Origin of the sequence: Bacillus sp. FMQ74, from assembly GCF_001875785.1 — a bacterium.
GTDB lineage: Bacteria > Bacillota > Bacilli > Bacillales > Bacillaceae > Bacillus > Bacillus stercoris.
Genome location: NZ_MOEO01000007.1, coordinates 160,341 through 183,330, shown reverse-complemented (window position 1 = coordinate 183,330; position 22,990 = coordinate 160,341). Strand labels below are relative to the sequence as shown.

Below are 22,990 nucleotides of genomic sequence, written 5' to 3'. Positions count from 1 at the left end.
AAGGTGAGTGGTTCTATCGGTCCTACAGCGCTATATCATGATTTTTTTGTTCGGAACACACTCAGTATATAGCCGCCTATCCCCCCAGCAATTGCTGGAATAAGCCACCCAAGCCCTATGCTGTACATAGGAAGAATCTGAGTGAAAACGCGATTCACGACTTCAATTTTTATCCCAGCTGCATTCAAACCGTCAAATAGGCTGATGATAAACGTGAACAGTAAGCTCCCCTGATACACTTCAGCCTTCCCTTTAAATACAGAGTGCAAAAACGTTAACAATATTAAGGAAATCGCGATTGGATACATCGTCATTAAGACAGGCATGGACACCTTAATGAGCTCTGTTAATCCTATATTTGCAACAAGTGTGCTAAACACCGCTAACATCACAGCTATTTTTTTATAAGAAATGCTCGGAAATAATTCATGAAAAAACGAAGAACACGCTGTGATGAGTCCGACACTTGTCGTCAAACATGCTACTGTAATCATTAAACCCAATAAGATAGAACCATAGGATCCAAAATAATAGGATGAAACCTTAGCCAAAACCTCGGCCCCATTTTCTAAAAACCCCAGCTTTTCAACGCTGGAGGCCCCCATATATGAAAGGGAAGTATAGATAAGAGCTAAAAGTGTCGCAGCAATCGCGGTTGCTTTTGCACAAACGATGACCAGCTGTTTTTTGGTGGCTACCCCTTGTTCTTTCATTGCATTCACCACAATGATTCCAAAAACAAATGCTACAAGGGCATCCAGTGTAAGGTATCCCTCCTGAAAGCCTTTAAAAAACACATGTGATGTATACCCTTTTGAGGGCGCTTGAATGGTTCCAATTGGATGAACAAGAGCTACCACTACAAGTAAACCGATAAATGTCAACTTAATTGGTGTTAAAAATTTTCCGACCACATCAACTATTTTTGTGGGATTAAGTGATAACAGACATGCAACTGTAAAAAACAATATTGTAAATATGATCAATGAAACAGGGCCTGCATCACCTGATAAAAAAGGTTTCACTCCAATTTCAAACGATACGTTCCCCGATCTTGGGATAGCGAAAAAAGGCCCGATGGCCAGATAGAGAATCGTTGTAAACACAATGCCAAACACCGGATGCACACGGCTGGCTAACGATTGTAAATTATCTTTACCTGAAAAAACAAATGCAGTCATTGCCAGCAGCGGCAAGCCAACTCCTGTCACCAAGAAACCCGCATTGGCAATCCATACATTTTTTCCAGCCATTTGCCCAAGCATAGGCGGGAAAATAAGATTTCCCGCCCCAAAAAACAATGCAAATAGCATTAATCCTATAATGATGATATAGGAAGCAGACACTTTTTTTGACATGATAAATCCTCCGAATAAAGTAGACACCTCTTGAATGGCAAGGAAACACTACAGATGCTATATGCATTGGCACGGTGCTGATTCCAAAATAAGATTGTGTCAATTTCATTAATTTTTAAAAAGTTCAATAAAATCATGATCATTTGATCGTTCCCCATACGTTTAAAAAACCAATTGTACCATAGCCATATAAACAACGGTTCCCCCCGCTATGGAAAGTAGCATATTTTTTTTCCACAAGTGAAGCAGTACAACTGCAGCTGCTCCAATCAATTCAGGGATGCCGTGACTCCCAGAAGGTAGACTCACGTCTTTAAAACAATAAATAACCAGAAGCCCGATTACCGCTGATGGCAGCACTCTGCCCAAAAATTGTATGTATTGCGGTGTCGGTTTCCCAGACGGGAAAATCATGAATGGCAGGAACCGTGTCAGCATTGTGCCAAGCACGACCATAGCAACGGTAATGATTTGCTGCGTTATACTCATCGTCATACGGAAACCTCAGCTTTCTCTAATGGTTTTCTCAGAACAGTGAGTATCCCTAAAATGGCGAGCAAAGCAGGAATAATGAAATGGTTTCCGCCAAAAATCATAAGGCTGGCAGCTGAAAGCCCAAGTCCTGCGAGGGCACTGTGATGTTTTTGCTCTTTCATCCACTGCTCGATGAAGATCACAATAAAGAGGGCGGTCATCACAAATTCAAGGCCTTCGGTATTAAATTTCACATACGATCCAAACATGCCTCCTATCGCTGCACCCGCGACCCAATATAAATGATTAAGCAGTGTCACAAAAAACATAAACCAGCCCTTTTCAACATTCGCCGGAACATTAGCGGTATAATTGATAGAAAATGATTCATCGCACATCCCGAAGATCAAATAAAGCTTTTTCTTTCCAGTCCCCCTGTACTTATCCAACATGGAAATTCCATAAAACAAATGCCGGGCATTGACCATCAGCGTCAAAAAAAGAGCATTCAACGGATTGAACGCGCCCAGCAAGAAATGGGCGGCAACAAACTCCATTGATCCTGCAAATATAATAAAACTCATGATGATCGGATAAATTGCACTAAACCCTAAAGAGTGCATAAAGATTCCATAAGCAATTCCCAAAAATAAAAATCCGGCAAAAATCGGAATCGTATACGGGAAGGCCGAACGAAATGCAGCCCCTATTTGATTTGTTTTTGTCATCAGATTCACACCTTGCAACATTTTTATTTTAAAGTACCATATTAAATCCATACAACAAACAAGATAATTGTATGGATTACAATTATCCTTTGTATGATAATAGAGAAACTTGCTGCACTCCTTTAAAAACCATTTATGGGAAATGAAACAATAGAGGTGGATTATGCCGGTCAATTCATTCGACAATTATCCAATGTCTTGGAAGCCAGAAAGAGAGGCATTAAAACGGCCTTTCTATGAATCAATCGCTGCACTGCTTGAACACGATATCAAAAATGGTTTTTTAGCACCTGGTACAAAACTCCCGCCTCAGCGAGAATTGGCTGACTTTCTTGACTTAAACTTTACTACAATTACCCAAGCCTATAAAGTGTGTGAGGTAAAGGGGCTGATATATGCGGTCACCGGAAAGGGAACCTTTGTTTCTCCTAGCGCCGCTCGTTCAATAATGTACTCAACTCAACATTCATGGCATTTTTTTGATGCCTTCTTGCTGTAACCCAACTACTGTTGTGATGTCGAGTGCCAGAAAGAAATCGCGGCAGTGATCCGCAAGCTTCGTTTATTATTGATTGAGGACGATATTCATGCGTTTATGACCGCAGGCTTGATTTCTGATTATCAGGAGCCCATGTTCAACTTGCTCCCAGAACAAAGCGTATATATTTGCAGCACCTCTAAGTCAATCTGTTCAGGATTAAGAGTGGCTTATATGGTCTATGGAACTGCCTAAGGCGAGAAAATTCACCAGGCGATGTTCAACATTAATGTAAAAACGTCTTCTTTTGATGCAGAGGTCATAACAGAACTGATCTTATCAGGAAAAGCGCACGATATTGTTTCTCAAAAAAAAACAGCTTGCCCAGTCAGCTAATGATATGTTTGCAGAGTTTTTTCCTGAAACAGAGCTGAATGGACATCCTCTCAGCTTTTATCGGTGGCTTTCCATCAATGATGATACCGATGCGTTACAGCTGGAAACGGATTTGAAGAAACATGGAATCCGCGCATTTCATTCTGATCTCTTTCTGAGCGGTTCTGCCACTCCTCATAAGTATTTGCGTGTTGCGCTTTCTTCAAAAGAATCATTAGACGAGTTGAGAATAGGATTAGAGAGATTGAAACATTATCTCGGCTAACCTGATCAAACACATCCTATACCGCTTGGTGTCCTCTGCCTGCGCAAAAACAAAATGGCGGCTCCACCTTCTAAATACTGCCACATTGAGTGGCCATAGAATCGCCTACAACATGATTCAGGCAACAAACGTTAAGCAAAAAAGCAGATCATAAAAGATCTGCTTTTTCTATTACATGATTTGTTTCTTTTGTTCATGATTTATTTCTGGCTGTATTTCCTCTGTGAGTTGATGCCCTTCTATATCCACATTCGGAATCATCTTGTCCAGCCATTTCGGCAAATACCAGGCTGCATTCCCCATCAGCTTCATGACACTCGGAATCAGTGTCATCCTTACAATAAAAGCATCAAAGAGCACACCAAAGGAAAGAGCCAATCCGTTTGCTTTAATCGAAGCTTCACCCGCAAAGATAAATCCTGCAAAAACGAAGATCATGATCAAGCCGGCTGCTGTAACAACAGGACCGCTGTGTTTTAATCCAGCCTGAATGGCTTGTACTGGATTCTTTGTTTTAACATATTCTTCACGCATTCTGCTGACAAGAAATACTTGATAATCCATGGCTAAACCGAACAGAATCCCAATTGATAAAATCGGCAGGAAGGCGAGTATCGGCCCTTTTTCAGGTATTTTGAAAAAGTCGATGAGATTCCCGTCCTGCAAGACAAATACACAGACCCCAAGAGTGGCTGTCATCGTTAAAATGAAACCTGCAACAGCAACAAGCGGCACAAGCAGCGAACGGAAAACAATGGTCAGCAATACAAATGCAAAGCCGACAATGAGTACAGCAAACACAGGTATCGCATCATTCAGGCGATCTGAAATGTCAATATTCACTGCAGTCGATCCAGTAACAAGCAAATCTACTCCGTTTTCATCTGATAAATTGCGCACATCCTGTACCAAATCCTTCGTTGCCACATCATTTGGCCCTGTTTCAGGAACGACCGTAATGATGGCAAAGTTCCCTTCTTTATTAGGCATTGCAGGGGTGACACTTGCTACATGGTCTAAGCCCTTTATTTCTTTCACTGCATCTGCGAAAGCCTCCGCCTTATTTTCTGCAGCATTTGTGGCATCCGCTACGATGGTTAATTGGCCATTAAATCCTTCTCCAAAACCTTCGGCAAGCAAATCATATGCCCGCCGATCCGGATTATCCTTCTCTTTCATCCCAGCATCAGGCAAGCCCAGTTCCAAATGCATAGATGGGATACTAATGACGAGCAAAATCAGAATGCTGCATACACTTAGCATGATAGGATTTTTGGTGACAAAGCGTCCCCAGACATTTGTTTCAGCGCTTTGCTTTTCTTTATACTTGTTTGATTTCGGAATCATCCGTTTCCCTGCAATCGATAAGACGGCAGGCACCAGCGTGATGGAAGCGAGAACAGCCATCAGTACACTAAGCCCTGCTGTCAGCCCCATTGCAGACATAAAAGGAATGTTAACAACCGTCAATCCGCAAAGGGCGACGATAACAGTAAGTCCGGCAAAAACGACTGCGCTTCCCGCTGTTCCCACGGCTCTCGCAATCGATTCATTCTTTTGTATGCCTTCACCTAAAAACTGGCGGTGTTTCGTAAAAATAAATAAAGCATAATCAATCCCAACAGCAAGGCCAATCATTCCGGCTAATGAAAGACTGACGGAAGCAATATCAAATACTTGTGTCCCAATCAAAACCATTCCAATGCTTACACCTAAACCAATCAGTGCAGTTAAAATCGGCAAACCTGCTATTAATAAAGAACCGAATGTAATGGCTAAAACGACAAAAGCCAAGATAATGCCGACAATTTCAGAAACACCGCCTATCTCCATCTCGGCTCCCGGGACATCTCCGCTTAGCTCCGTTTGCAAACCCTCATCATCAGCGATTTTCAAACTGTTTTTTAAGTGTTTAATAGAGTAATCCTTTATATCATCCGCTGTAGATTTATACTTGATATCAGCATAGGCAACTGTGCCGTCTTTCGCGATTGTTCCTGTGACAAAAGGACTTGCAATCGAGTCAACTGAATCATCTTTATTGATTTCCTTGAACGTCTTTTCTATTGCTTTTTTCGCTGAATTTGCAGTCAGTTTCTCTCCATCTTCAGCTCCGAAAATCACCCGTATGCTCCCTTTATCAGGGCCATGAGGAAATTCTTTTTGAATCACATCCATCGCTTTTTCCGAAGGTGTGTCAGGAATGGACATATCCTCAGAAAAACTCGGTTTTAACGTGGTGGCAAGCCCTATCGAAGCAACTAACACAACGATCCACGCACATATGACTTTTACGCGATGGCGAGCAACCCATCCTCCTAATGTATATAACATTTTTGACATGATAATCTCCTTTCAGCACATTGCTTGATCACTTACTTTCTGATTGTAGTTGACATTGAAATAAAAAAAACGTACATTCGGGCATGTACGTTTGGGCAATTTTCAAATATGCAGTTTAGTTGTCTAATGTCAGAATACCTTTTTGCATGGCAATCGTTACCGCTTCAGTTCTTGAATTCGCGCCTAATTTATTGTAAATAGACGTTAATCTGGACTTTATTGTTCGCTCAGAGACGCCCAAATCAAAGGCAATCGCTTTGCTTTTAAGCCCTTTAGCAATTGCTTTTAGAACAATGACTTCCTTTTCTGTCAGCTGCGTCTCACTGCGCTGCTTTTTCATCCGCTCAAATTGGATTTCTTGCAGACGTTTAAGGATATCAGGCTGCAATAGCACATTTCCTCTTATCGCTGCATCCATTGTGTGAAAAAGGGTTTCTGAACTCGTATCCTTTAACAGATAGCCTTTCGCTCCTAATTCAATCCCTTCGATCATTAAGTGATCTTCATTATATGTAGTCAAAATAATGATGGGGATATCGTGTTTTTCTTTTATTTGTTTAATGGCTTCTAATCCGCTCATCTCCGGCATATACAAATCCATCAGAATGATATCCGGTTGTAATTCATCTGCAAGACGGACTGCTGCTCTGCCATTTTCCGCCTCTCCTATAATAGTGTATTGATCGTTCGTTTCAATTAAAAGCTTCAGACCTTCCCTCACGACAAGATGGTCATCAACGATTAAAACTTTATACATCTTGCATCTCTCCCTGAATTGGTACAGTAATCTCAATTTGTGTTCCTTTCAATTTTGTACTCTTTATATTGAATTGGCCATTTATTGCTCTGACACGTTCTTGTATGCCAAGAAGCCCATAATGCCCTCTCTTTTTCTTTCCTTTTTCAACATCAAAGCCTTTGCCGTTATCCTTAACTGTTAAATGAAGCCTCCCCTTTTCATCATCCCAAATGGAAATCCAGATTGTTTTTGCTTCAGCATGCTTTGCCGCATTCGTCATGCATTCTCCAATGATGTAATAACAGTTTTCAGCTGTACGCACATCCAGCACCTGATGCAATCTGTAATCTAATAAACAAGCCATGCCTGTCGACTCTATAAAATGATCCATTAGTGAGGTAATTCTTTCTTTTAAAACACCGATTTCTTCTGATTTGCTGCGGAGATCGTCAATCGCTGAACGTGCATCAGCTAATGTGCTTTTCACTCTTTTCATCGATTGTTGTATGATTTCCTTCGCTCTCTCTGTGTTGCCTTTGGCGAGATGAACATGAATTGCATCCAGCTGCATATTTAAACTGACAAGACCCTGAGCAAGCGTATCGTGTAAGTCTCGGGCCATCCGCTGCCTTTCGTTCTGCAGCGTCAGCTGTTCTACCTGCTGATGAGCCAGCTCCAGCCTTTCAAGAGTCAATTGAGCTTTTATTTTTTCATCGACTTGGGCAAAAAATGTTGCAGCATAAGTGATGATAACAATCATGATCGGTGCAGCAATAACAATAAAATGCAACACTTCACCTTTATTAAGGTGATACGCCGAGTTTATGGCCAGCAGCAGCAATAGATAAAGAATGGGAAAAGTCCTTCTTCTGTCTGCCATTCCTATGATTTGTCCAATTAAAAATGCATAAAGGCCGATAATGACCAGTATGAGAAAGCCAGTCATGAGATTAGCAAGTATAAAGGTGATCAGGCCTTGTACCACGAAATACAGAATCACTCTTTTCTTAACCCAGCGATATGAGTGCCAATGAAGCAAGGCAAAAATTCCGATTAATAGGGTAAACGCATAAAGCAATAAAATGGACCAGCTCCCAGAAACAAATTGCAGCACGATAGAGGCTATATAGATCATAAGAATAAAAGCCAGGCCAGGCACTCTAAGCGCAAGCATGTTTAATGCCCGCCTATCATGTGAGTAATATTTATCTTTGAAAGGATTCCTTATAAGCAAACCTTATCCACTTCCTTTACCTGTTTCACAAAATCAAAATTCATGAGAATCGAACCCAACATTAGAGTTTCCAACAAATGATCATTGCCCAAACGTACATGAACGTTCTACCTTTATGTACGTTTTATCTTTTCAAATTTATCTTTAAAATCATAAGGAACATACTATTCATTGAAGGAATGATCATCATTGAAATCAATTGATCTTACAATTTTATCATTAAAAAGAAAAGGAATCCGGACTGAGAAGGTATTAAAAAACCAATATCCTGATCGATTAAGCCATATGACAGATAAAAATACGCAGCCAAAAATCAGATGCAAGGAAAAAGAGGAATGATCATGTATTGGTTTCTAGGTGCTTTATTATATTTTCTTATCGGTACTTGTGTATTCATTGGAGTCATTAGAGACAGCCACTCAGGCTCGTGGACCCTGCTTGCCTTAGCAGCTCCACTCATCATTTTGGGTTACCCTTATTTTTATTCTAAGCAGCTTTTTGCTAAAAAATAGTGAAATAATGCCATACAATTCTCACATTGGTAAAGATATCAATATCGAGATACAATTTAGATATACGACGGAAAGGAGTCTTGCCTAATGAGTCAAAGAGTGTCCTACTATGAGATTGCACCTGAAGGTATGAAAATCATGATGGATATGGAGAAATACACGAAACAATCTTCAATTAACCGAACTACGAGAGAATTAATCAAAATCAGAGTCTCCCAAATCAACGGCTGTGCCTTCTGCATAGATATGCATACGTCCGATGCCCGCAAAATGGGAGAAACTGAACAGCGAATTTACTGTTTACATGCTTGGAATGAATGTGATTTTTACTCCCCTGAAGAGAAAGTTGCTCTCGAACTGTCTGAACACATCACGCTCATTCCATCTAAAAGGGTTCCTGATGAGCTATATCATCGGGTGCGGGAACATTATGATGAAAAACAATATGTTGACCTTGTTCTCATCATTAATCAAATAAACAGTTGGAACCGCATCTCCATTGCAATGGGGAATCGAGCTGCTTCAAAATAAGAAGAAGGAGTAAGATTAGAGCGAATCTTACTCCTCCTAGATATCGTACCGCATCATCTGATGTTTCCGTTTCAAAATCCTAAATCTTCACGTTTAGGTGCTTTTCAAACGCGATTTTCCCGCTTTGTGTAATCCTAATCGCTCTCGTTTTAGGCATACGAACGATCCATTCTTCTTCTAACATGCGCACCAATAGGGCGTTTCCTAATGCTCCTGCAATATGATGCTGCCGTTCACTCCAATCCAAACAGCAGCGGGCAAAAGCTCTCCTCTTATTCCGTTGTTGCTCTTCATTGATGCCTAACTTCGAAAAGAATAAAGCACCCTCTGAAGTCACCTCAAAGTGTAAATCAACTTTTTTTAACATCCCCTGCTCAACTAGTGAATGTGCCATTTGCACGCCCACATAACCTGCCAAATGATCATAACAGGTACGGGCGAAATGCAAGTCCTTTTTCTCTTTTGACTCTTTTAAAGATTTGACTTTACCTTTAGGAGCAATATGAAGCAATTGTTCAATCACGTTTGCGGCATCTGAGTTAGACAATCTGTAATAGCGATGTCTTCCATGCTTTTCTACGCTAATCAGCTTCGCGTCAAGCAATTTATTCAGGTGAAAACTTGCGGTTTGAGGTTTAATGTTAGCGAGATATGCAAGCTCTCCCGCAGGGTGTATCCTTCCATCCATCAGACTGAGAAGAATGGAAGAACGCGAGGGATCTGATAGCAACGAAGAGATTTTTGCAATATTAGGATTCATGATTTTCCTCCTTACATTCATATTTCGATGATAGTTGAAATGTTAATCCTTTACAATATAAATGTAAGCGTGACAAGGAGGAAAAAACGATGGACATCAAAAAACGAGACACTCGTCGATTTAAAGAAATCAAACCCAAGATTATGTATTATGGTACCTCGACATTTCTTCTAACAACATTGAATGAGGATGGAACCACTAATATTAGTCCTATGTCTTCTTCTTGGGCTCTTGGACATTATATAATCCTTGGAGTAGGACTGGGAGGAAAAGCCATCGACAATTTGGAAAGACACAAAGAATGTGTCATAAACTTGCCTGGCCCGGATTTATGGGAAAACGTTGAAAGAATTTCATCTTATAGCGGAAAAAAGAGTATACCGCCTTTGAAGAAACAGCTCGGATTTACATATAAAAAAGACAAATACGAGGCAGCAGGGTTAACGCCTTTACAATCAAAAACAGTATCACCAACACGAATTAAAGAATGCCCTATCCAAATCGAAGCCGAAGTGAAACATATTCGAATTCCAGAATATGACCAGTCATTTGCAATTGTAGAGACGCAGGCACTGCACTTTCATGCCGATGAAAGTATAATACTGGACGAAAACCATATCAACCCTTCCATATGGAGCCCGCTTATCTATAATTTCAGACATTATTTTGGTTTAGGAAAAGAAGTCGGAAAGACCTTTCGTTCAGAGACATGATTATTTTGAGAAAGCTATGACTTGATCTATTTTATTAGTAGATAAAGAGCATGCACAATTCTCATTATGTCATCATGATACCTTTTTACCTGCGCATTCATAGATCTCATAGACATAATGTAAATGTAATAAGGGGCTCCCCCTACCTAAAAGGGTTAAAAAAGATACCAACATCGTTTGGTATCTCCTTTTTATTCGGACTGATTTCATTATAAATCTCTTTTGAAACTGGGCTATATGGCTTATGATGGGATGCTATTTTATATTTACCAAATTAGCTGCTGCTTTATTTAGGAAATAAACGTAACCTGTTTGCAATTGCTCAAGCATATTTCTATGAAACTCATCAACGATGAAAAACTCTGTTTGATTTAGAAAGTCTTGGGGTGTTGATAGGTGCCCCTTTCTTCTTAAAAAGGATAAATGTTCTTTTACACGATTCAAAACGGTTGGATCGTTTGCAGAGAGACCTTCTTTCAGGAATCGAACCATATCTTCATTAAATGACTGCGCTTCTATGGCAGAATCGTTCATTTCTTCTACATCAATTGTTTGATTGGATAAATCAAAATCATACTCTTTTTTCAAATGTTCATTTTGATCTTTTAAGGCTTCTTCCCATTCTTCTTCAGTTTCAAAACCTTTAAACATTGTCTCCATATCTAAATCGACTCCTTCTTTAGCACTTTTGATAGAGGAATTGATTGTCTTGACCAGTCCTTTAAATCGTTCGATCTTTTGTTCTAATAAATATTTTTGCTGGATCAGCATATTTTCTCTATCGGTTTCTCCATCTAATAATTGTTTAATTTCTTTGAGAGGAAAATCCAGTTCTTTGTAAAAAAGGATTTGCTGTAATCGTTGGATATCCTTTTTTCCGTATAAACGATAGCCCGCTTCTGTCGTTTGCTCCGGAATCAATAGGCCTAATTTGTGATAGTAATGTAACGTCTTCACTGTGGTGTGAGCTAACTTTGCAACTTCACGTACCGTATACAATTCAATTCCCCCTTTCCATGTTTTTATACTAAGGTATCCTCGAAGGTAAGAGTCAACGCATTCATTTCACCTTTTATGACTAAAAACAACAAGCCACTTGATATGTATTGATGTGTTTATCATTTTCAGTGACTTAACCCAGTTTCAAGTCAGAATATCAGTGAGCTTCCTATATTTCTCCTCTTTAACGAAAAAAGAACCTTTTAAGGTTCTTTCTTAAGATTATCCAGAAAAGTAAATAGAGTATTCGGTTACCGGCTTAAACCCTAGTTTAGCTGCTAATGCAATGGACGAATTGTTGCAGATATCACAATCCCAGCTAGGAACAATCCCATTTTCCATACAAAACGCTATAAACCTATTTGCTACGCAATAAGCTAAACCCAGTCCTCTATATTCTTCAAGTGTATAGATATCCATTTCCGCTCGATTATGCCCTAAAAATATAGATGTACACTCACTTACTACGTGATTGCCATGTAATACGGCAAATCCAAAACCTTTTGAAGCAAACTGTGAGACAGAATCCCAATACTCCTCATAATAAGCGCTGTTAAACTCTGTGCTGTGTGAAATGATGTCTTCGTCTATTCTTTTCAATACAAGCTCCTTTGGCAGTTGCAAAGTCTTTTTGGAATATTTCGGTTGATAAGAAAATGCAGCTCTTCTCATTTGATTCAAGTCATCTTTCAGTATGGTTTTCAGTACGCTATCCCATGTATCACTGGAAGAAAACAAGGTAAATCGTTTTGATGATTTCACTTGTTCTTCATAATATCCTGCAATGAAATCATGAAAATCCCGATTCCCTTGGTCTCCCGCAATAAAATAAATGCCTGATTCTGTTCCTATAAAAAACGATTTAGGAAAAGTTTGATCATCTGCATAAACAGTTCCCGGAATGGTTTGGTCTAATATTGAATAGACAAATGTGGGACAATATTTATCGTCAAACATTGTTTTTAAGCTACTGTATTTTTCTTTTGTTAATTCCTGCAAAACAGACAACTCCTTTAAAACATCGTCTCCTTCATGATTCTGTTAACAGCATCAATTTTCCTCTGTCACCAGCTAATAACTTCCCTGTTACAATCTCAGACAAATAAAAACAAAAAACAGGTGTCTGCACTCAGCTCGCAGACACCTGTTGAACAACACTTTGCTTTATATAAACCTAAGGAGGAAATGCTGAGTATATCGATTCTCTATTCCCCAGTTACAGCAAACTGCTTTAAACGGTCACCAATTTCATCACGGACTCTTTGGAAAAATGCCCATTTTTCTTCGTCAGTCCCTTGTGCTTTTGCCGGATCATCAAATCCCCAATGCACACGTTTTACATGAGGAGGCGTCATTGGGCATTTATCTGCTGCATCCCCGCAGAGCGTAACAACGAAATCAGCATTGTTTAAAATGTTCGGATCAATGATATCTGAAGTTTGATTGGAAATATCAATCCCCGCTTCTTTCATTGCTTTGACAGCATTAGGGTTTAATCCATGAGCCTCGATTCCTGCGCTGTACACATTCCACTTGTCTCCAAGGTATTTTTTCCCCCACCCTTCAGCCATTTGGCTGCGGCAAGAGTTACCAGTGCATAAAAAGTAAATTGTTTTCTTTGACATATTGACCTTCTCCTTTTAGAAACATGAATGGATCATCAGCAGCCAAATATACAGGCCGACAAGTGTGATCAATAAAGTGGGTATCGTGAGGATAATTCCTGTTTTAAAATACGTGCCCCAGGAAATCTTCATACCTTTTTGCGAAAGGACGTGAAGCCATAATAATGTCGCCAAGGAACCAATCGGCGTTATTTTAGGGCCTAAATCTGAACCGATCACATTTGCATAAATAAGCGCTTCTCTCATCATCCCATGTGTATCTGTACCGGCAATTGCCAATGCGTCAATCATCACAGTCGGCAAGTTGTTCATAATGGAAGAAAGGATCGCCGCGATAAAGCCCATTCCAATTGTCCCGGCAAACAACCCTTGATCAGCTGCGGCTTGAATGACGTCTGAAAGGACATCAGTTAATCCGGCATTTCGGACACCATACACAACAACATACATGCCAATTGAAAAGAATACGATAGCCCATGGCGCTTCTTTCACCACTTTCTTTGTATGGACGGCCGGACTCTTTTTCGCAGCGATTAAAAAAATGATCGCTATAATACCAGCGACCACTGATACAGGGATAGATAAAAATTCACTTGCAAAATATCCAATTAACAGCAGTCCCAAGATATACCATGACAGTCTGAACATATGTTGATCTTTAATCGCTTCAATAGGCTTTTTAACCTCAGTCAGGTCATAACGTTTTGGTATGCTTTTTCTAAAGAAAAGGTAAAGCACAATGATACTCGCCAGCAGCGAAAACAAGTTCGGGACAATCATTCTGGATGCATATTCAATAAATGTAATATGAAAATTATCCGCTGAAACGATGTTGACCAAATTGCTCACTACTAATGGAAGCGAGGTCGTATCTGCAATAAATCCGCTGGCAATGATAAAAGGAAAAACTAATTTTTCATTGAAATGTAATGCTCTGACCATCGCTAATACAATTGGTGTCAATATAAGAGCGGCACCGTCATTTGCAAATAACGCGGCGACGATAGCTCCTAATATAGATACATAAACAAACATCCGCACACCGTTTCCTTTTGCAGCCTTAGCCATATGAAGTGCTGCCCATTCAAAGAAACCGATATTATCAAGAATTAACGATATCAGTATGATGGCCACAAAAGCCAATGTCGCATTCCAAACAATCCCTGTCACGGTTAACACATCATGAAAATTGACAACACCTGCTATTAGAGCTAAAACTGCTCCTCCACAGGCTGACCACCCTATAGATAAATTTTTCGGCTGCCATATGACCAATACTAGAGTTAATAAAAAGATGAATACCGCCAAAATCATTGATGTCAATCTAATGCCTCCTTACTGGCAACACGCTTGAGTTTCCTTTTGTTTGATGTGGTTTAACAATTCATCCTCCTGATCGATTTGATGTAAAATCAATTGCAATGTATCAAATTCAGGACATGAACCATTTATTGAATAATAACGCCATTGGCCTCTTCTGTCCTCATTCACAAACCCTGCGTTTTTTAATTTTCGCAAATGCTGGCTTATGGCGGGCTGGCTCATTTCGAACATATCAACCAATTGACAGACACAATATTCTTGTTCAAGAAATAATCTCATCATTATAAGCCTTGTTTGATCACTAAGTGTTTTTAAACAGCGAGTCATCGCCGCAACATCAATAGTCATATGTACTCCTCCTTCACAACTCGTTATATAAGCAACAAATGGCTATACATTATACATTATCCTTTACGTTTCTTTATACAGCGCTCTGTTTGCCTAAAGGGATCAAAATTCCAAAAACGAAAACACGAGTCTCTCCCCGCGTTTTTTTAGCGCCTCTGCCATTATATAAACTATTATTTATATAAACAATCCCTTATATTTGGAACATCAAGGCTTTTTGATTCCTTAACACCAACCTCATTCTGAAAACCCTTTGCATTGCTTAATTACACATTAGATTTGATTATTTTGACATTGAAGAATGCCATTTCCGGCTGTTTTCAATCATGATCCAGATCATTATAAAAGTGAGACGATTTCAAGTTGCAGGGAGTGGCCATTCAGCCAAAGCTGAAAATAGACGGACCATCCGGTCATTAAAAAAACAGGCCTCTTTAGAGGCCTGTTTTTTATTGCAAGTATTTTCTCCATTGCCATGACATCTACAAAATGGCCGTTGATTTCTCCCTGTTCTTTGAAGGCTTTCTGTACCAAATCCCAAATATGATTCACGTAGCTTGAACTCACTTAAACGCATTCATCACCAAATCACGCACATAGGAGTCATTCACCTCGTCCCCTGTTATAAGCAGACGATAGAAAATCGGTCCGTATATGAGATCTATGCTTACTTCAATATCAAGATTCTCTCTCAATATTCACCTTTCTGAATTCCCTTTTCTAGAAGGCCTTTCGCTTGGAGGCGGCGAGGCTGGAAAAATCGTGTGCGATATTCTTCTGCCAATTTTTCATCCAACTGCCCTGCCCCTATTCTAAAATCAATCTTTATGTTAAATCGACACCCTCCAGTTGTTTCAAATATCTTTGCAGGCGAACCTTCGGGTTTAATTCTATATTTGTAATATGCTTTACATACCGATTCGCACTTTCGGCAATCTCTTGGTCACTGATTGTATTGGCGCGATATTCGGTAAAGGAAGGCAGATAGGTCATGCCTACTAAATTGGCAGATGCTTGGAACGGTTTTGTCAGCTCGCTTATTGAAAACAAGTTATATCCACCGGCTTGATAAGAGTGTTCAGGCGAACCGATGGACACGGCAGTTACCCACTCTTTCCCCTTCAATTTATTTCCGCCGGGACCATGAGCCCAGCCAAACGTAAACACTTCATCAAACCATTGTTTTAAAAGCGGTGGACTGCTGTACCAGTATAATGGAAACTGAAAAACGATACGGTCATGGGCGAGGAGCAGCTGTTGTTCAAATTCGACATCAATTGGTTGATCGCGATATTTTTCATAAAGATCATGGACAGTTACATCCGGTGCACTTAAAACGGCTTCTTTCCACTTTTTGTTGATCCGAGAGGATTCTATATTCGGATGTACCACAAGTACGAGTGTTTTCATATGATCCATTCCTTTCATTCCTTTGATGTGACATCATTATATGATGTATATTAAAATATAAAAAGTACGCACATTGAATGTATATAGTATCAAAAAGTATACTATTAGGAGTGAACAGTTTGAGAAAACGTAAACTTGGTATTGATTATTCTTCTGATGACTTTGAAGGATGTCCAGTGGAAACAACATTAGATATCATCGGGGGGAAATGGAAAGGCATTCTTCTTTATCATCTCATTGACGGTAAAAAGAGGTTTAATGAGTTTCGAAAACTATACCCTAAAATTACCCAACGCATGCTCACGCTACAATTAAGGGAATTGGAACGAGATGGCGTGATTCACCGCGAGGTTTATAAACAGGTCCCTCCAAAAGTGGAATACTCTTTAACTGAGTTTGGAAGAACATTAGAACCTGTTATCTTGCATATGAAGGACTGGGGAGAAAAATATAAAGACAGGATTGATAATCTCGAGGCAGCACGTAAAGCTGAAGATAAAATCTAATAACAAGAAAAATACCAAGGGTTTTGACACCCTTGGTATTTCTGTAATTCAGACCTTCACCGGTTACACCCACAAGCCCTCAAAAAGTGTTTTTTGATTACATTTACCGGCTGCATGTCAGTTACCGTTCAAAAGGTCATTCTTTTTTCTAATGATGATTGAGACTTCTAAAATTGCTGCCCTTCACTTCAGCTACGTCATACACGGTAACAAAGGCAGTTTTATCAATATCATTAATAATTTCCTTTAGTTTGGTTTCTTCTAAACGGTTGATGACACATGTGATTTCTTTAAATTTCTCGTGGGAAAAACCCCCGTAAGCTTCTTTATATGTGGCGCTTCGGCCTAATTGTTCACGTATTGTCTCTACCATTAATTCGGGTTCTGTTGTAATGATTTGGAAGGTTTTGGACCCGCTTAAGCCTTCCTCCACAACATGAATCACTTTGGATGCAATGTAGTAAGCAATGACTGAAAGCAATGCCCCTTGTAAGCCAAATACTGTGGAGACAAAAATAAACACAAAAAGGTTTAAGAATAGGATGAGATCGCTCGTTCCAAATGGCAGTTTTCGGGATAGCAGCACAGCAAGCATGTCAATGCCATCTAATGCGCCGCCATTACGCAGCGCCAGCCCCATTCCGAATCCAAGGATAATCCCGCCGACAACGGTAATTAACAAGGTATCTCCTTCTATGATAGCGGGTGTGTGGTGGAAAAAGCTTGTCCCCGCGGCAAGCGATACGATTCCGATAATTGATAATAATGCAAAGCTTTTCCCAATTTGCTTATATCCTAACCAGACAAATGGAATGTTGATCACAGCAATCAAAATCCCCAGCGGCAAGTTGAATAGCTGTGAACCAACGATGCTAAGACCAGTCACCCCTCCATCAGATACACTGTTTGGAATGAGCACTGTTTCTAGTCCATACGCCGCTATGATTCCTCCAATGATAACCATGATGATTTGGAAAATCATTTTCGCTTTAAATTTCTTATGTTTTTTGGGTGTATTCATACCATTCCTCATTTCTCAAATATTTCGTTATATTTAAATATACCATAATAGATATTTTCAGCTAAAAACATGCGTTTTTTTAAATAAAGTAATTAACAGTAAGGTAACCTTCTTTGACTTAGAACATTCATGTACCGTGCCGCCTGTTGAGCAAGCGGCCCCTTTCAGTTCATATCGTGAATCGCCCTCAAACTTCAACACCGAAAATCCCAATTTATTCTGATATGATACTTAAAAAAGGAGGGTTGATGACAATGAATAACCTGTGTCGCAGTAAACAAGCTCCGTTTGAATACACCTTATCTCTTATAGGGGGAAAATGGAAAATGAGAATTCTTTATGAGTTAGGGTGTGAAAAAACGATGAGATACGGCGAGCTGAAAAGGGCTATGCCCTTTATCACCCATAAAATGTTAAGCGCACAGCTTAAAGAGTTGCAAACTGACGGTCTTATTCATCGATCTGAGGTTTCTCAAACCCCTCTGAAGGTAGAGTATTCGTTATCTGACAGAGGGCTGTCTTTGTATCCCCTTATAGATGAAATGTGTAAGTGGGGAATGACACAAGGAATGCCTCATACGTAAAAGCTACTTACAAAAAAGTGCGTACTTGTTTCCCAATGAGAGGAATTTTATACTGAATGAAAATATTTCTTAGGAGGAAAACATGACAAAACAAGTCTATATCATTCATGGCTACAGAGCCTCCTCAACAAATCATTGGTTCCCTTGGCTGAAAAAACGTCTGCTCGCAGATGGGGTCCAAGCAGACATTTTAAACATGCCTAATCCGCTCCAGCCAAGACTTGAGGATTGGCTGGATACACTCTCTTTATATCAGCACACTTTACACGAAAATACGTATTTGGTTGCGCATAGCTTAGGGTGCCCCGCCGTTTTGAGATTTTTGGAACAAATTCAATTACGAAAACAGCTTGGCGGAATCATCCTTGTTTCCGGCTTTGCCAAATCGTTGCCCACTTTAAAGATGCTAGATAAATTTACACAGGGATCGTTTGATTATCAAAAAATCATCGAGTCCGCGAAGCACCGTGCTGTTATTGCTTCTAAGGACGACCAAATTGTGCCTTTTTCATTCAGCAAGGATCTGGCACAACAAATTGACGCTGCGTTATATGAAGTTCAGCACGGAGGTCATTTTCTAGAAGATGAGGGATTTACTTCTTTGCCGATTGTTTATGATGTTTTAACCTCTTATTTTTCAAAAGAAACTCGCTAAAATCTTTCGCCCGCTTTAGGAAAGCGGGCTTTCTGAATTATCGTTTGATCAATACAGATAACTCACCTTCAAATACTTTTTCTTCTTTCTGATTATAAGTAGATAACAATACAGTGAGGATTCCCAATTCATTTCTCTTTGGCTGCTTATCAATAACCTCAACAATTGTAAACAATTCATCATCCGGATATACGGGTTTTATGAATGTCATATGATTCATCTCTGTTCCGGCTATAATATCGTCTCCATAGAGACCTTCTTCAATCCAAAGTTTAAAAGATATGGCCAGTGTTTGTATGCCGGAAGCGATAATTCCATTAAATCTGCCTCTATTCGCTTTTTCTTCATCTACATGCATATACTGAGGGTCAAATTCACCCGCAAACCGCATAATATCATCTTTTGTTACTTTTAATGATTTCGTTTTGAAAACCTGGCCAATTGTGAACTCATCTAACTTCATTCTTACACCTCTATTTTTTCAATTATCTATGTTTAGTTTAGCACTGTGATGAGCAAATCAAAAACTCTGGTTTTCGTTTAAGAGAATGGAATGACGCAAGGCTTATCATAGACTGGAAACTGAACAGCTCTCAACACTTAATCGTCACTTGGGTTTTTCGCAAAACTGAAAGCTCCCTCATATCTCCCAAGCGGCTTTGAGTTTTTTTATGCCTTCTCTTATGTCTGATTCAGACACCCCTGCAAATCCAAGTGAGACCCTTTTTACAGGAGGATGATGTTGATAAGAGGGAGAAACAGGATAAACTTTTACGCCATGTTTTTTTGCCTTCTCAATTAACTCTTTTTCACCAAATGGCAAATAAACGTCAAGTAAGATACGAAGCCCAGAGTTTTCCCCGCGAATTCTGACATGCTCTCCTAACTCCCTTTGCACTGCCTCTAATACAACGGCTCTTTTTTTACGGTAAAGTTTTCTCATTCTGTTGATGTGTTTTTGCCACTCTCCATTTTTTATAAATTCAGCTAGTGTTAGCTGACTGTGGCAGGACACTGTCTGCTTATATAAGGATGTGATTTCATGGCCCTTTTTTAAAAGAGGCGAAGGAAGAATCATATAGCTGATACGCAGCGAGGGCAAAAGAGACTTAGAAAAAGTGCCCATATAAATGACGCGGTTATGCTGATCAAGCCCTTGCAGAGAAGGAACCGGCTGTCCTGTGTACCTAAATTCCCCGTCATAATCATCCTCTATGATAAAGGATTGATTTTTAGCCGCCCATTTGAGCAGCTGAATTCTTCTATTGATCGTCATGATTGTTCCCAGCGTAAATTGATGGGAAGGTGTGACATATACAAGATTTGGCTGCTGCTCTTTGATCTTCTTTATACAGATTCCTTCATCATCGACTGATATTGGAACAATCTTCATGCGATTGGCTTCAAAAATCTTGCGTGCTCTTGGATAACCAGGATCCTCATATCCTATAGAAATATTCGGCTCAAAAACTTGGCACAAGATTTGCAGAAGAATAGGGTTCCCGGCACCTATAATCACTTGTTCAGGGGCACAATGAACTCCCCGAGATTGATACAAGTACTCTGCAATGAGTGTTCTCAGCTCAAACTCTCCTAAAACATGTCCCGGCCGATAAAGCTCGTGTCCATATCGGTCTAAACTATTGACCATGCTTTTTCTCCATGCGGAAAAAGGGAAGTAAGAAGAATCTACATTTCCATAGTGGAAATCAATCCATTGTTTGCTTTCTTCTGTTTCTTGTTGAATGGGTGCTGTGCTTGGCATTATGTCATAGGCAAAATCAGAATCATGATAATCAGCAAACCACCCGCTTCTTGGCTTGCTCACAATATAGCCCTCAGCAGCGAGCTGTTCATAGGCACGTTCTACAGTCGTTTGACTGATAGAAAGCTGATTCGCCAGGAGCCTTTTCGAAGGAAGTTTCATTCCTTTTTGAATACGGCCCTGATGCATATTTTCTTTAAAATACCGATAAAGCTGCTGATAAAGCGGACTATCCAGATTTCTATTCAAAAAAGGCGTGATATCCATTTGCGCGTTGTTCTCCTAACTGGTATGCATTTTTTTATGAAAACTGGCCGTTTATAAAAGGCCAATTCCAGTTTATAGTCATTGTAATCCCCTTAGGTACCGGATTTGTTAAGAAAATACAGACAATGAACAAGAAACATAGTGGAGTGATTGTAATGAACAAAACAACAAATGGCTGGATAAATGGTTTTATAGGCGTACTCATTTTCAGCGGCTCGCTGCCTGCGACCCGTTTGGCTGTGTCAGACTTCGATCCGTTATTTCTCACCGTTTGCCGCGCTGCGATAGCTGGTGTACTGGCGGGGGGTCTCCTTCTCATCTTCCGGCAGCAGCATCCTGCCAAGAGAGACCTCATTTCATTATTAATGGTAGCATGTGGCGTAGTGATTGGTTTCCCGTTGCTGACAGCTTTAGCGCTTCAGCATGTCACATCCGCACACGCTATTGTCTTCATTGGACTTCTTCCACTCGCAACGGCGGTCTTCGGCGTACTGCGCGGGGGTGAACGTCCTCGGCCCGTCTTCTGGATTTTCTCAGCTGCCGGCAGCTTGCTGGTAGCAGGTTTCGCCCTGATTCAAGGGGGAGGTTCATCTCCGCTTGGCGATGTGTACATGCTGGCTTCCATCGTTATATGCGGTCTTGGTTATGCAGAAGGGGCCAAGCTTTCACGGCGTCTTGGGAATTGGCAGGTGATCTCATGGGCACTCGTTCTGTCGCTTCCTCTTATGCTGCCATTGTCGTTCTTTTTTACGCCGGACTCCTGGTCGGGCATCGGCGTTCCCGCGCTGCTCAGTCTTGCATATGTATCCTTATTCAGCATGCTGATCGGCTTCGTGTTTTGGTATCGAGGTCTTGCCCAAGGGGGAATTGCGGCGGTTGGGCAGCTCCAGCTTCTCCAGCCTTTTTTTGGACTGCTGCTTGCCTCAGTGATTCTGCACGAGAAAGTGGGCTGGACACTCGTAGCAGTAAATATCGCCGTTATCATGTGCGTTGCTGCTGCTCGGCGATTTGCAAAGTAAGGCAGACCTTTAGCGTAAACTTCAATAATTCATGAAGGCATAAAAAATACCAGGGGCCAGCAACCCTTGGTATTTTTTATGCGGTCGAGGCGACTTGAATCCCACAGGTTATCCCCTTAGACAAATAAGTTACCAACTTACCCGCAACACCCTTTTACCCGCCGCTATTATAAAATCCTCTCTAACAAATCCCCCACTTTTTCTGCCATGACACGAGGCGGATAAGGCATTTCGTTTTTCAACCACCATTCCACTACCCCTACGTAAGCATTTGCAATAAATTCAACAATGACATCTTCACTTTGGCCGTAATTTTTGCCTTTCGTTACATCTACATCTTTCTTGAACTCTTCGATATTAAACTTAAGGAACTGACTGCGAAAATATCGAGCGCCTTCACTGGCTAACATCGTCGAAAAGAATAGATAATTACGCTCAAGGTATTCCATGCAGTGTACAGTTGATTCAATCCAGTCCATTTCAGCTGCCGACTCACAAAAATCCCCCATATTGTTTATATGCTCTTCCATAATCCTTTCCAATAGATCAAATTTATCTACGTAATGAAGATAGATCGTTCCCCGGTTTACATTTGCCCTTTCGGAAATTTCCTTAATCGTAATATGATCAAAACTTTTTTCAGTCATCAGCTCAATTAGTGCCCTTTTAATAGCCTCTTGGCTTTTGGTTATTCTTCTATCCACTTTGGACATAGCTTTTCACCAAACTTTCTTAAGATAATCAACAAATGAGAGTGGAATGTTGAATAATCAACAAATCGCTTGAATTTAACCATTGTATGCACCATGTTTTTATTTACAATAATAAACAAATATTGATTAGTGAATCATGCTTTTTCTCGAATGAAGTCATTGTCCATTTTAATTACTAGAGAATTATTTTGTAAACACAAAGAAAAGGCGTTATTTCAAATTGC

The 22,990-nt window shown here is 40.1% G+C and carries 26 protein-coding genes and 2 pseudogenes; 9 read left to right on the top strand and 19 right to left on the bottom strand.

All coding sequences use genetic code 11. The features are described 5' to 3' along the window. Positions 1-35 precede the first annotated feature (35 nt). The 3 genes from brnQ to azlC all read right to left on the bottom strand — a co-directional run bounded on the left by brnQ (position 36) and on the right by azlC (position 2,611). Positions 36-1,358 carry a branched-chain amino acid transport system II carrier protein gene (gene brnQ, locus BLL41_RS14870; protein ID WP_071578444.1) on the bottom strand — a complete coding sequence of 441 codons (1,323 nt, stop codon included), beginning with the start codon at positions 1,356-1,358 and terminating at the stop codon, positions 36-38. 162 nt (positions 1,359-1,520) lie between these two features. Further along, positions 1,521-1,853: a branched-chain amino acid transporter permease gene (locus BLL41_RS14865; protein ID WP_071578443.1), complete on the bottom strand. Its 333-nt coding sequence runs from the start codon at positions 1,851-1,853 to the stop codon at positions 1,521-1,523. Next, positions 1,850-2,611: an azaleucine resistance protein AzlC gene (gene azlC / locus BLL41_RS14860; RefSeq protein ID WP_083428031.1), complete on the bottom strand. Its 762-nt coding sequence runs from the start codon at positions 2,609-2,611 to the stop codon at positions 1,850-1,852. Before azlC ends, BLL41_RS14865 begins: the two co-directional genes overlap by 4 nt. 112 nt (positions 2,612-2,723) lie before the next feature. On the opposite strand from azlC, the pseudogene BLL41_RS14855 reads away from it, so the two are divergent. Further along, positions 2,724-3,699: pseudogene (locus BLL41_RS14855) on the top strand (aminotransferase class I/II-fold pyridoxal phosphate-dependent enzyme). A 171-nt stretch (positions 3,700-3,870) separates the two neighbouring features. Here the strand turns inward: BLL41_RS14855 and BLL41_RS14850 are convergent. The 3 genes from BLL41_RS14850 to ydfH all read right to left on the bottom strand — a co-directional run bounded on the left by BLL41_RS14850 (position 3,871) and on the right by ydfH (position 8,015). Further along, a complete protein-coding gene (locus BLL41_RS14850; RefSeq protein WP_071578441.1) occupies positions 3,871-6,042 on the bottom strand; it encodes an MMPL family transporter in 2,172 nt (723 codons plus the stop codon). Positions 6,043-6,157: 115 nt separating this feature from the next. Then, a complete protein-coding gene (gene ydfI, locus BLL41_RS14845; RefSeq protein ID WP_071578440.1) occupies positions 6,158-6,799 on the bottom strand; it encodes a two-component system response regulator YdfI in 642 nt (213 codons plus the stop codon). After that, complete coding sequence (gene ydfH, locus BLL41_RS14840; protein WP_083428030.1) at positions 6,792-8,015, bottom strand: two-component system sensor histidine kinase YdfH; 1,224 nt, start codon at positions 8,013-8,015, stop codon at positions 6,792-6,794. Before ydfH ends, ydfI begins: the two co-directional genes overlap by 8 nt. A gap of 189 nt (positions 8,016-8,204) precedes the next feature. Between ydfH and BLL41_RS14835 the strand changes: the two genes are divergently transcribed. From BLL41_RS14835 to BLL41_RS14830, 3 genes are all read left to right on the top strand, one after another. Continuing rightward, positions 8,205-8,354: a hypothetical protein gene (locus BLL41_RS14835; RefSeq protein ID WP_014662946.1), complete on the top strand. Its 150-nt coding sequence runs from the start codon at positions 8,205-8,207 to the stop codon at positions 8,352-8,354. Further along, positions 8,351-8,527: a hypothetical protein gene (locus BLL41_RS22425; protein ID WP_083428029.1), complete on the top strand. Its 177-nt coding sequence runs from the start codon at positions 8,351-8,353 to the stop codon at positions 8,525-8,527. Before BLL41_RS14835 ends, BLL41_RS22425 begins: the two co-directional genes overlap by 4 nt. Positions 8,528-8,614: 87 nt before the next feature. Further along, on the top strand, positions 8,615-9,058 hold the full coding sequence (locus BLL41_RS14830) for a carboxymuconolactone decarboxylase family protein (RefSeq protein ID WP_071578438.1): 444 nt from the start codon (positions 8,615-8,617) through the stop codon (positions 9,056-9,058). 79 nt (positions 9,059-9,137) lie between these two features. Here the strand turns inward: BLL41_RS14830 and BLL41_RS14825 are convergent, their stop codons facing one another. Beyond that, the gene (locus tag BLL41_RS14825; RefSeq protein WP_071578437.1) at positions 9,138-9,818 is read right to left on the bottom strand and encodes an ArsR/SmtB family transcription factor; all 681 of its coding nucleotides are present in this window, start codon (positions 9,816-9,818) and stop codon (positions 9,138-9,140) included. An 89-nt stretch (positions 9,819-9,907) separates the two neighbouring features. Here BLL41_RS14825 and BLL41_RS14820 point away from each other — a divergent pair, with 89 nt between their 5' ends. Continuing rightward, positions 9,908-10,531: a flavin reductase family protein gene (locus BLL41_RS14820; RefSeq protein WP_071578436.1), complete on the top strand. Its 624-nt coding sequence runs from the start codon at positions 9,908-9,910 to the stop codon at positions 10,529-10,531. A 255-nt stretch (positions 10,532-10,786) separates the two neighbouring features. Here BLL41_RS14820 and BLL41_RS14815 read toward each other — a convergent pair whose 3' ends face one another. The 8 genes and pseudogenes from BLL41_RS14815 to BLL41_RS14780 form a co-directional block, all read right to left on the bottom strand. After that, positions 10,787-11,530 carry a MerR family transcriptional regulator gene (locus BLL41_RS14815; protein ID WP_071578435.1) on the bottom strand — a complete coding sequence of 248 codons (744 nt, stop codon included), beginning with the start codon at positions 11,528-11,530 and terminating at the stop codon, positions 10,787-10,789. 222 nt (positions 11,531-11,752) lie between these two features. Further along, a complete protein-coding gene (locus BLL41_RS14810) occupies positions 11,753-12,538 on the bottom strand; it encodes a GNAT family N-acetyltransferase (RefSeq protein WP_083428028.1) in 786 nt (261 codons plus the stop codon). Between the two features lie 197 nt (positions 12,539-12,735). Continuing rightward, complete coding sequence (gene arsC, locus BLL41_RS14805; protein WP_071578433.1) at positions 12,736-13,155, bottom strand: arsenate reductase (thioredoxin); 420 nt, start codon at positions 13,153-13,155, stop codon at positions 12,736-12,738. Between the two features lie 15 nt (positions 13,156-13,170). Then, positions 13,171-14,478, bottom strand: coding sequence for an arsenic transporter (locus BLL41_RS14800; RefSeq protein ID WP_071578432.1), 1,308 nt, complete (start codon positions 14,476-14,478; stop codon positions 13,171-13,173). A 12-nt stretch (positions 14,479-14,490) separates the two neighbouring features. Beyond that, positions 14,491-14,826 carry a metal-responsive transcriptional regulator AseR gene (gene aseR / locus BLL41_RS14795; RefSeq protein WP_071578431.1) on the bottom strand — a complete coding sequence of 112 codons (336 nt, stop codon included), beginning with the start codon at positions 14,824-14,826 and terminating at the stop codon, positions 14,491-14,493. Between the two features lie 339 nt (positions 14,827-15,165). After that, a complete protein-coding gene (locus tag BLL41_RS14790; protein WP_071578430.1) occupies positions 15,166-15,378 on the bottom strand; it encodes a hypothetical protein in 213 nt (70 codons plus the stop codon). 11 nt (positions 15,379-15,389) lie between these two features. After that, a pseudogene (locus BLL41_RS14785) lies at positions 15,390-15,637 on the bottom strand (TetR-like C-terminal domain-containing protein); the annotation flags it as partial. Positions 15,638-15,651: 14 nt separating this feature from the next. Continuing rightward, positions 15,652-16,245 (bottom strand): NAD(P)H-dependent oxidoreductase, encoded by a 594-nt coding sequence (locus tag BLL41_RS14780; protein ID WP_083428027.1) that lies wholly within the window; start codon positions 16,243-16,245, stop codon positions 15,652-15,654. Positions 16,246-16,355: 110 nt separating this feature from the next. Here BLL41_RS14780 and BLL41_RS14775 point away from each other — a divergent pair, with 110 nt between their 5' ends. Further along, positions 16,356-16,742: a winged helix-turn-helix transcriptional regulator gene (locus BLL41_RS14775; RefSeq protein ID WP_071578429.1), complete on the top strand. Its 387-nt coding sequence runs from the start codon at positions 16,356-16,358 to the stop codon at positions 16,740-16,742. Between the two features lie 148 nt (positions 16,743-16,890). Here BLL41_RS14775 and BLL41_RS14770 read toward each other — a convergent pair whose 3' ends face one another. Further along, positions 16,891-17,763: a YitT family protein gene (locus tag BLL41_RS14770; RefSeq protein WP_071578428.1), complete on the bottom strand. Its 873-nt coding sequence runs from the start codon at positions 17,761-17,763 to the stop codon at positions 16,891-16,893. A 254-nt stretch (positions 17,764-18,017) separates the two neighbouring features. On the opposite strand from BLL41_RS14770, the gene BLL41_RS14765 reads away from it, so the two are divergent. Together BLL41_RS14765 and BLL41_RS14760 are read left to right on the top strand one after the other, a co-directional pair. Then, positions 18,018-18,347 (top strand): winged helix-turn-helix transcriptional regulator, encoded by a 330-nt coding sequence (locus BLL41_RS14765; protein ID WP_071578427.1) that lies wholly within the window; start codon positions 18,018-18,020, stop codon positions 18,345-18,347. Positions 18,348-18,429: 82 nt separating this feature from the next. Then, on the top strand, positions 18,430-19,002 hold the full coding sequence (locus BLL41_RS14760) for an alpha/beta hydrolase (RefSeq protein WP_071578426.1): 573 nt from the start codon (positions 18,430-18,432) through the stop codon (positions 19,000-19,002). Positions 19,003-19,039: 37 nt separating this feature from the next. On the opposite strand, the gene BLL41_RS14755 is transcribed toward BLL41_RS14760, so the two are convergent. Further along, complete coding sequence (locus tag BLL41_RS14755) at positions 19,040-19,465, bottom strand: MaoC family dehydratase (RefSeq protein WP_071578425.1); 426 nt, start codon at positions 19,463-19,465, stop codon at positions 19,040-19,042. 177 nt (positions 19,466-19,642) lie between these two features. After that, positions 19,643-21,034: a MocR-like pyridoxine biosynthesis transcription factor PdxR gene (gene pdxR / locus BLL41_RS14750; protein ID WP_071578424.1), complete on the bottom strand. Its 1,392-nt coding sequence runs from the start codon at positions 21,032-21,034 to the stop codon at positions 19,643-19,645. Between the two features lie 155 nt (positions 21,035-21,189). Between pdxR and BLL41_RS14745 the strand changes: the two genes are divergently transcribed. Beyond that, positions 21,190-22,053, top strand: a complete 864-nt coding sequence (locus tag BLL41_RS14745) for a DMT family transporter (RefSeq protein ID WP_071578423.1) — start codon at positions 21,190-21,192, stop codon at positions 22,051-22,053. 167 nt (positions 22,054-22,220) lie between these two features. Here BLL41_RS14745 and BLL41_RS14740 read toward each other — a convergent pair whose 3' ends face one another. Further along, the gene (locus BLL41_RS14740) at positions 22,221-22,766 is read right to left on the bottom strand and encodes a TetR/AcrR family transcriptional regulator (RefSeq protein ID WP_071578422.1); all 546 of its coding nucleotides are present in this window, start codon (positions 22,764-22,766) and stop codon (positions 22,221-22,223) included. Positions 22,767-22,990 lie beyond the last annotated feature (224 nt).

Bases quoted from the DNA above. Each gene is read 5' to 3' on its own strand.
- ydfI (WP_071578440.1), bottom strand. From the start codon at position 6,799: ATGTATAAAGTTTTAATCGTTGATGACCATCTTGTCGTGAGGGAAGGT.
- BLL41_RS22425 (WP_083428029.1), top strand. From the start codon at position 8,351: ATGATCATGTATTGGTTTCTAGGTGCTTTATTATATTTTCTTATCGGT.
- pdxR (WP_071578424.1), bottom strand. From the start codon at position 21,034: ATGGATATCACGCCTTTTTTGAATAGAAATCTGGATAGTCCGCTTTAT.
- BLL41_RS14850 (WP_071578441.1), bottom strand. From the start codon at position 6,042: ATGTCAAAAATGTTATATACATTAGGAGGATGGGTTGCTCGCCATCGC.
- BLL41_RS14760 (WP_071578426.1), top strand. From the start codon at position 18,430: ATGACAAAACAAGTCTATATCATTCATGGCTACAGAGCCTCCTCAACA.
- BLL41_RS14770 (WP_071578428.1), bottom strand. From the start codon at position 17,763: ATGAATACACCCAAAAAACATAAGAAATTTAAAGCGAAAATGATTTTC.
- BLL41_RS14780 (WP_083428027.1), bottom strand. From the start codon at position 16,245: ATGGATCATATGAAAACACTCGTACTTGTGGTACATCCGAATATAGAA.
- BLL41_RS14820 (WP_071578436.1), top strand. From the start codon at position 9,908: ATGGACATCAAAAAACGAGACACTCGTCGATTTAAAGAAATCAAACCC.
- arsC (WP_071578433.1), bottom strand. From the start codon at position 13,155: ATGTCAAAGAAAACAATTTACTTTTTATGCACTGGTAACTCTTGCCGC.
- BLL41_RS14745 (WP_071578423.1), top strand. From the start codon at position 21,190: ATGAACAAAACAACAAATGGCTGGATAAATGGTTTTATAGGCGTACTC.
- BLL41_RS14825 (WP_071578437.1), bottom strand. From the start codon at position 9,818: ATGAATCCTAATATTGCAAAAATCTCTTCGTTGCTATCAGATCCCTCG.
- BLL41_RS14755 (WP_071578425.1), bottom strand. From the start codon at position 19,465: ATGAAGTTAGATGAGTTCACAATTGGCCAGGTTTTCAAAACGAAATCA.
- aseR (WP_071578431.1), bottom strand. From the start codon at position 14,826: ATGACTATTGATGTTGCGGCGATGACTCGCTGTTTAAAAACACTTAGT.
- azlC (WP_083428031.1), bottom strand. From the start codon at position 2,611: ATGGATTTAATATGGTACTTTAAAATAAAAATGTTGCAAGGTGTGAAT.
- BLL41_RS14865 (WP_071578443.1), bottom strand. From the start codon at position 1,853: ATGACGATGAGTATAACGCAGCAAATCATTACCGTTGCTATGGTCGTG.
- BLL41_RS14765 (WP_071578427.1), top strand. From the start codon at position 18,018: ATGAATAACCTGTGTCGCAGTAAACAAGCTCCGTTTGAATACACCTTA.
- BLL41_RS14830 (WP_071578438.1), top strand. From the start codon at position 8,615: ATGAGTCAAAGAGTGTCCTACTATGAGATTGCACCTGAAGGTATGAAA.
- BLL41_RS14740 (WP_071578422.1), bottom strand. From the start codon at position 22,766: ATGTCCAAAGTGGATAGAAGAATAACCAAAAGCCAAGAGGCTATTAAA.
- brnQ (WP_071578444.1), bottom strand. From the start codon at position 1,358: ATGTCAAAAAAAGTGTCTGCTTCCTATATCATCATTATAGGATTAATG.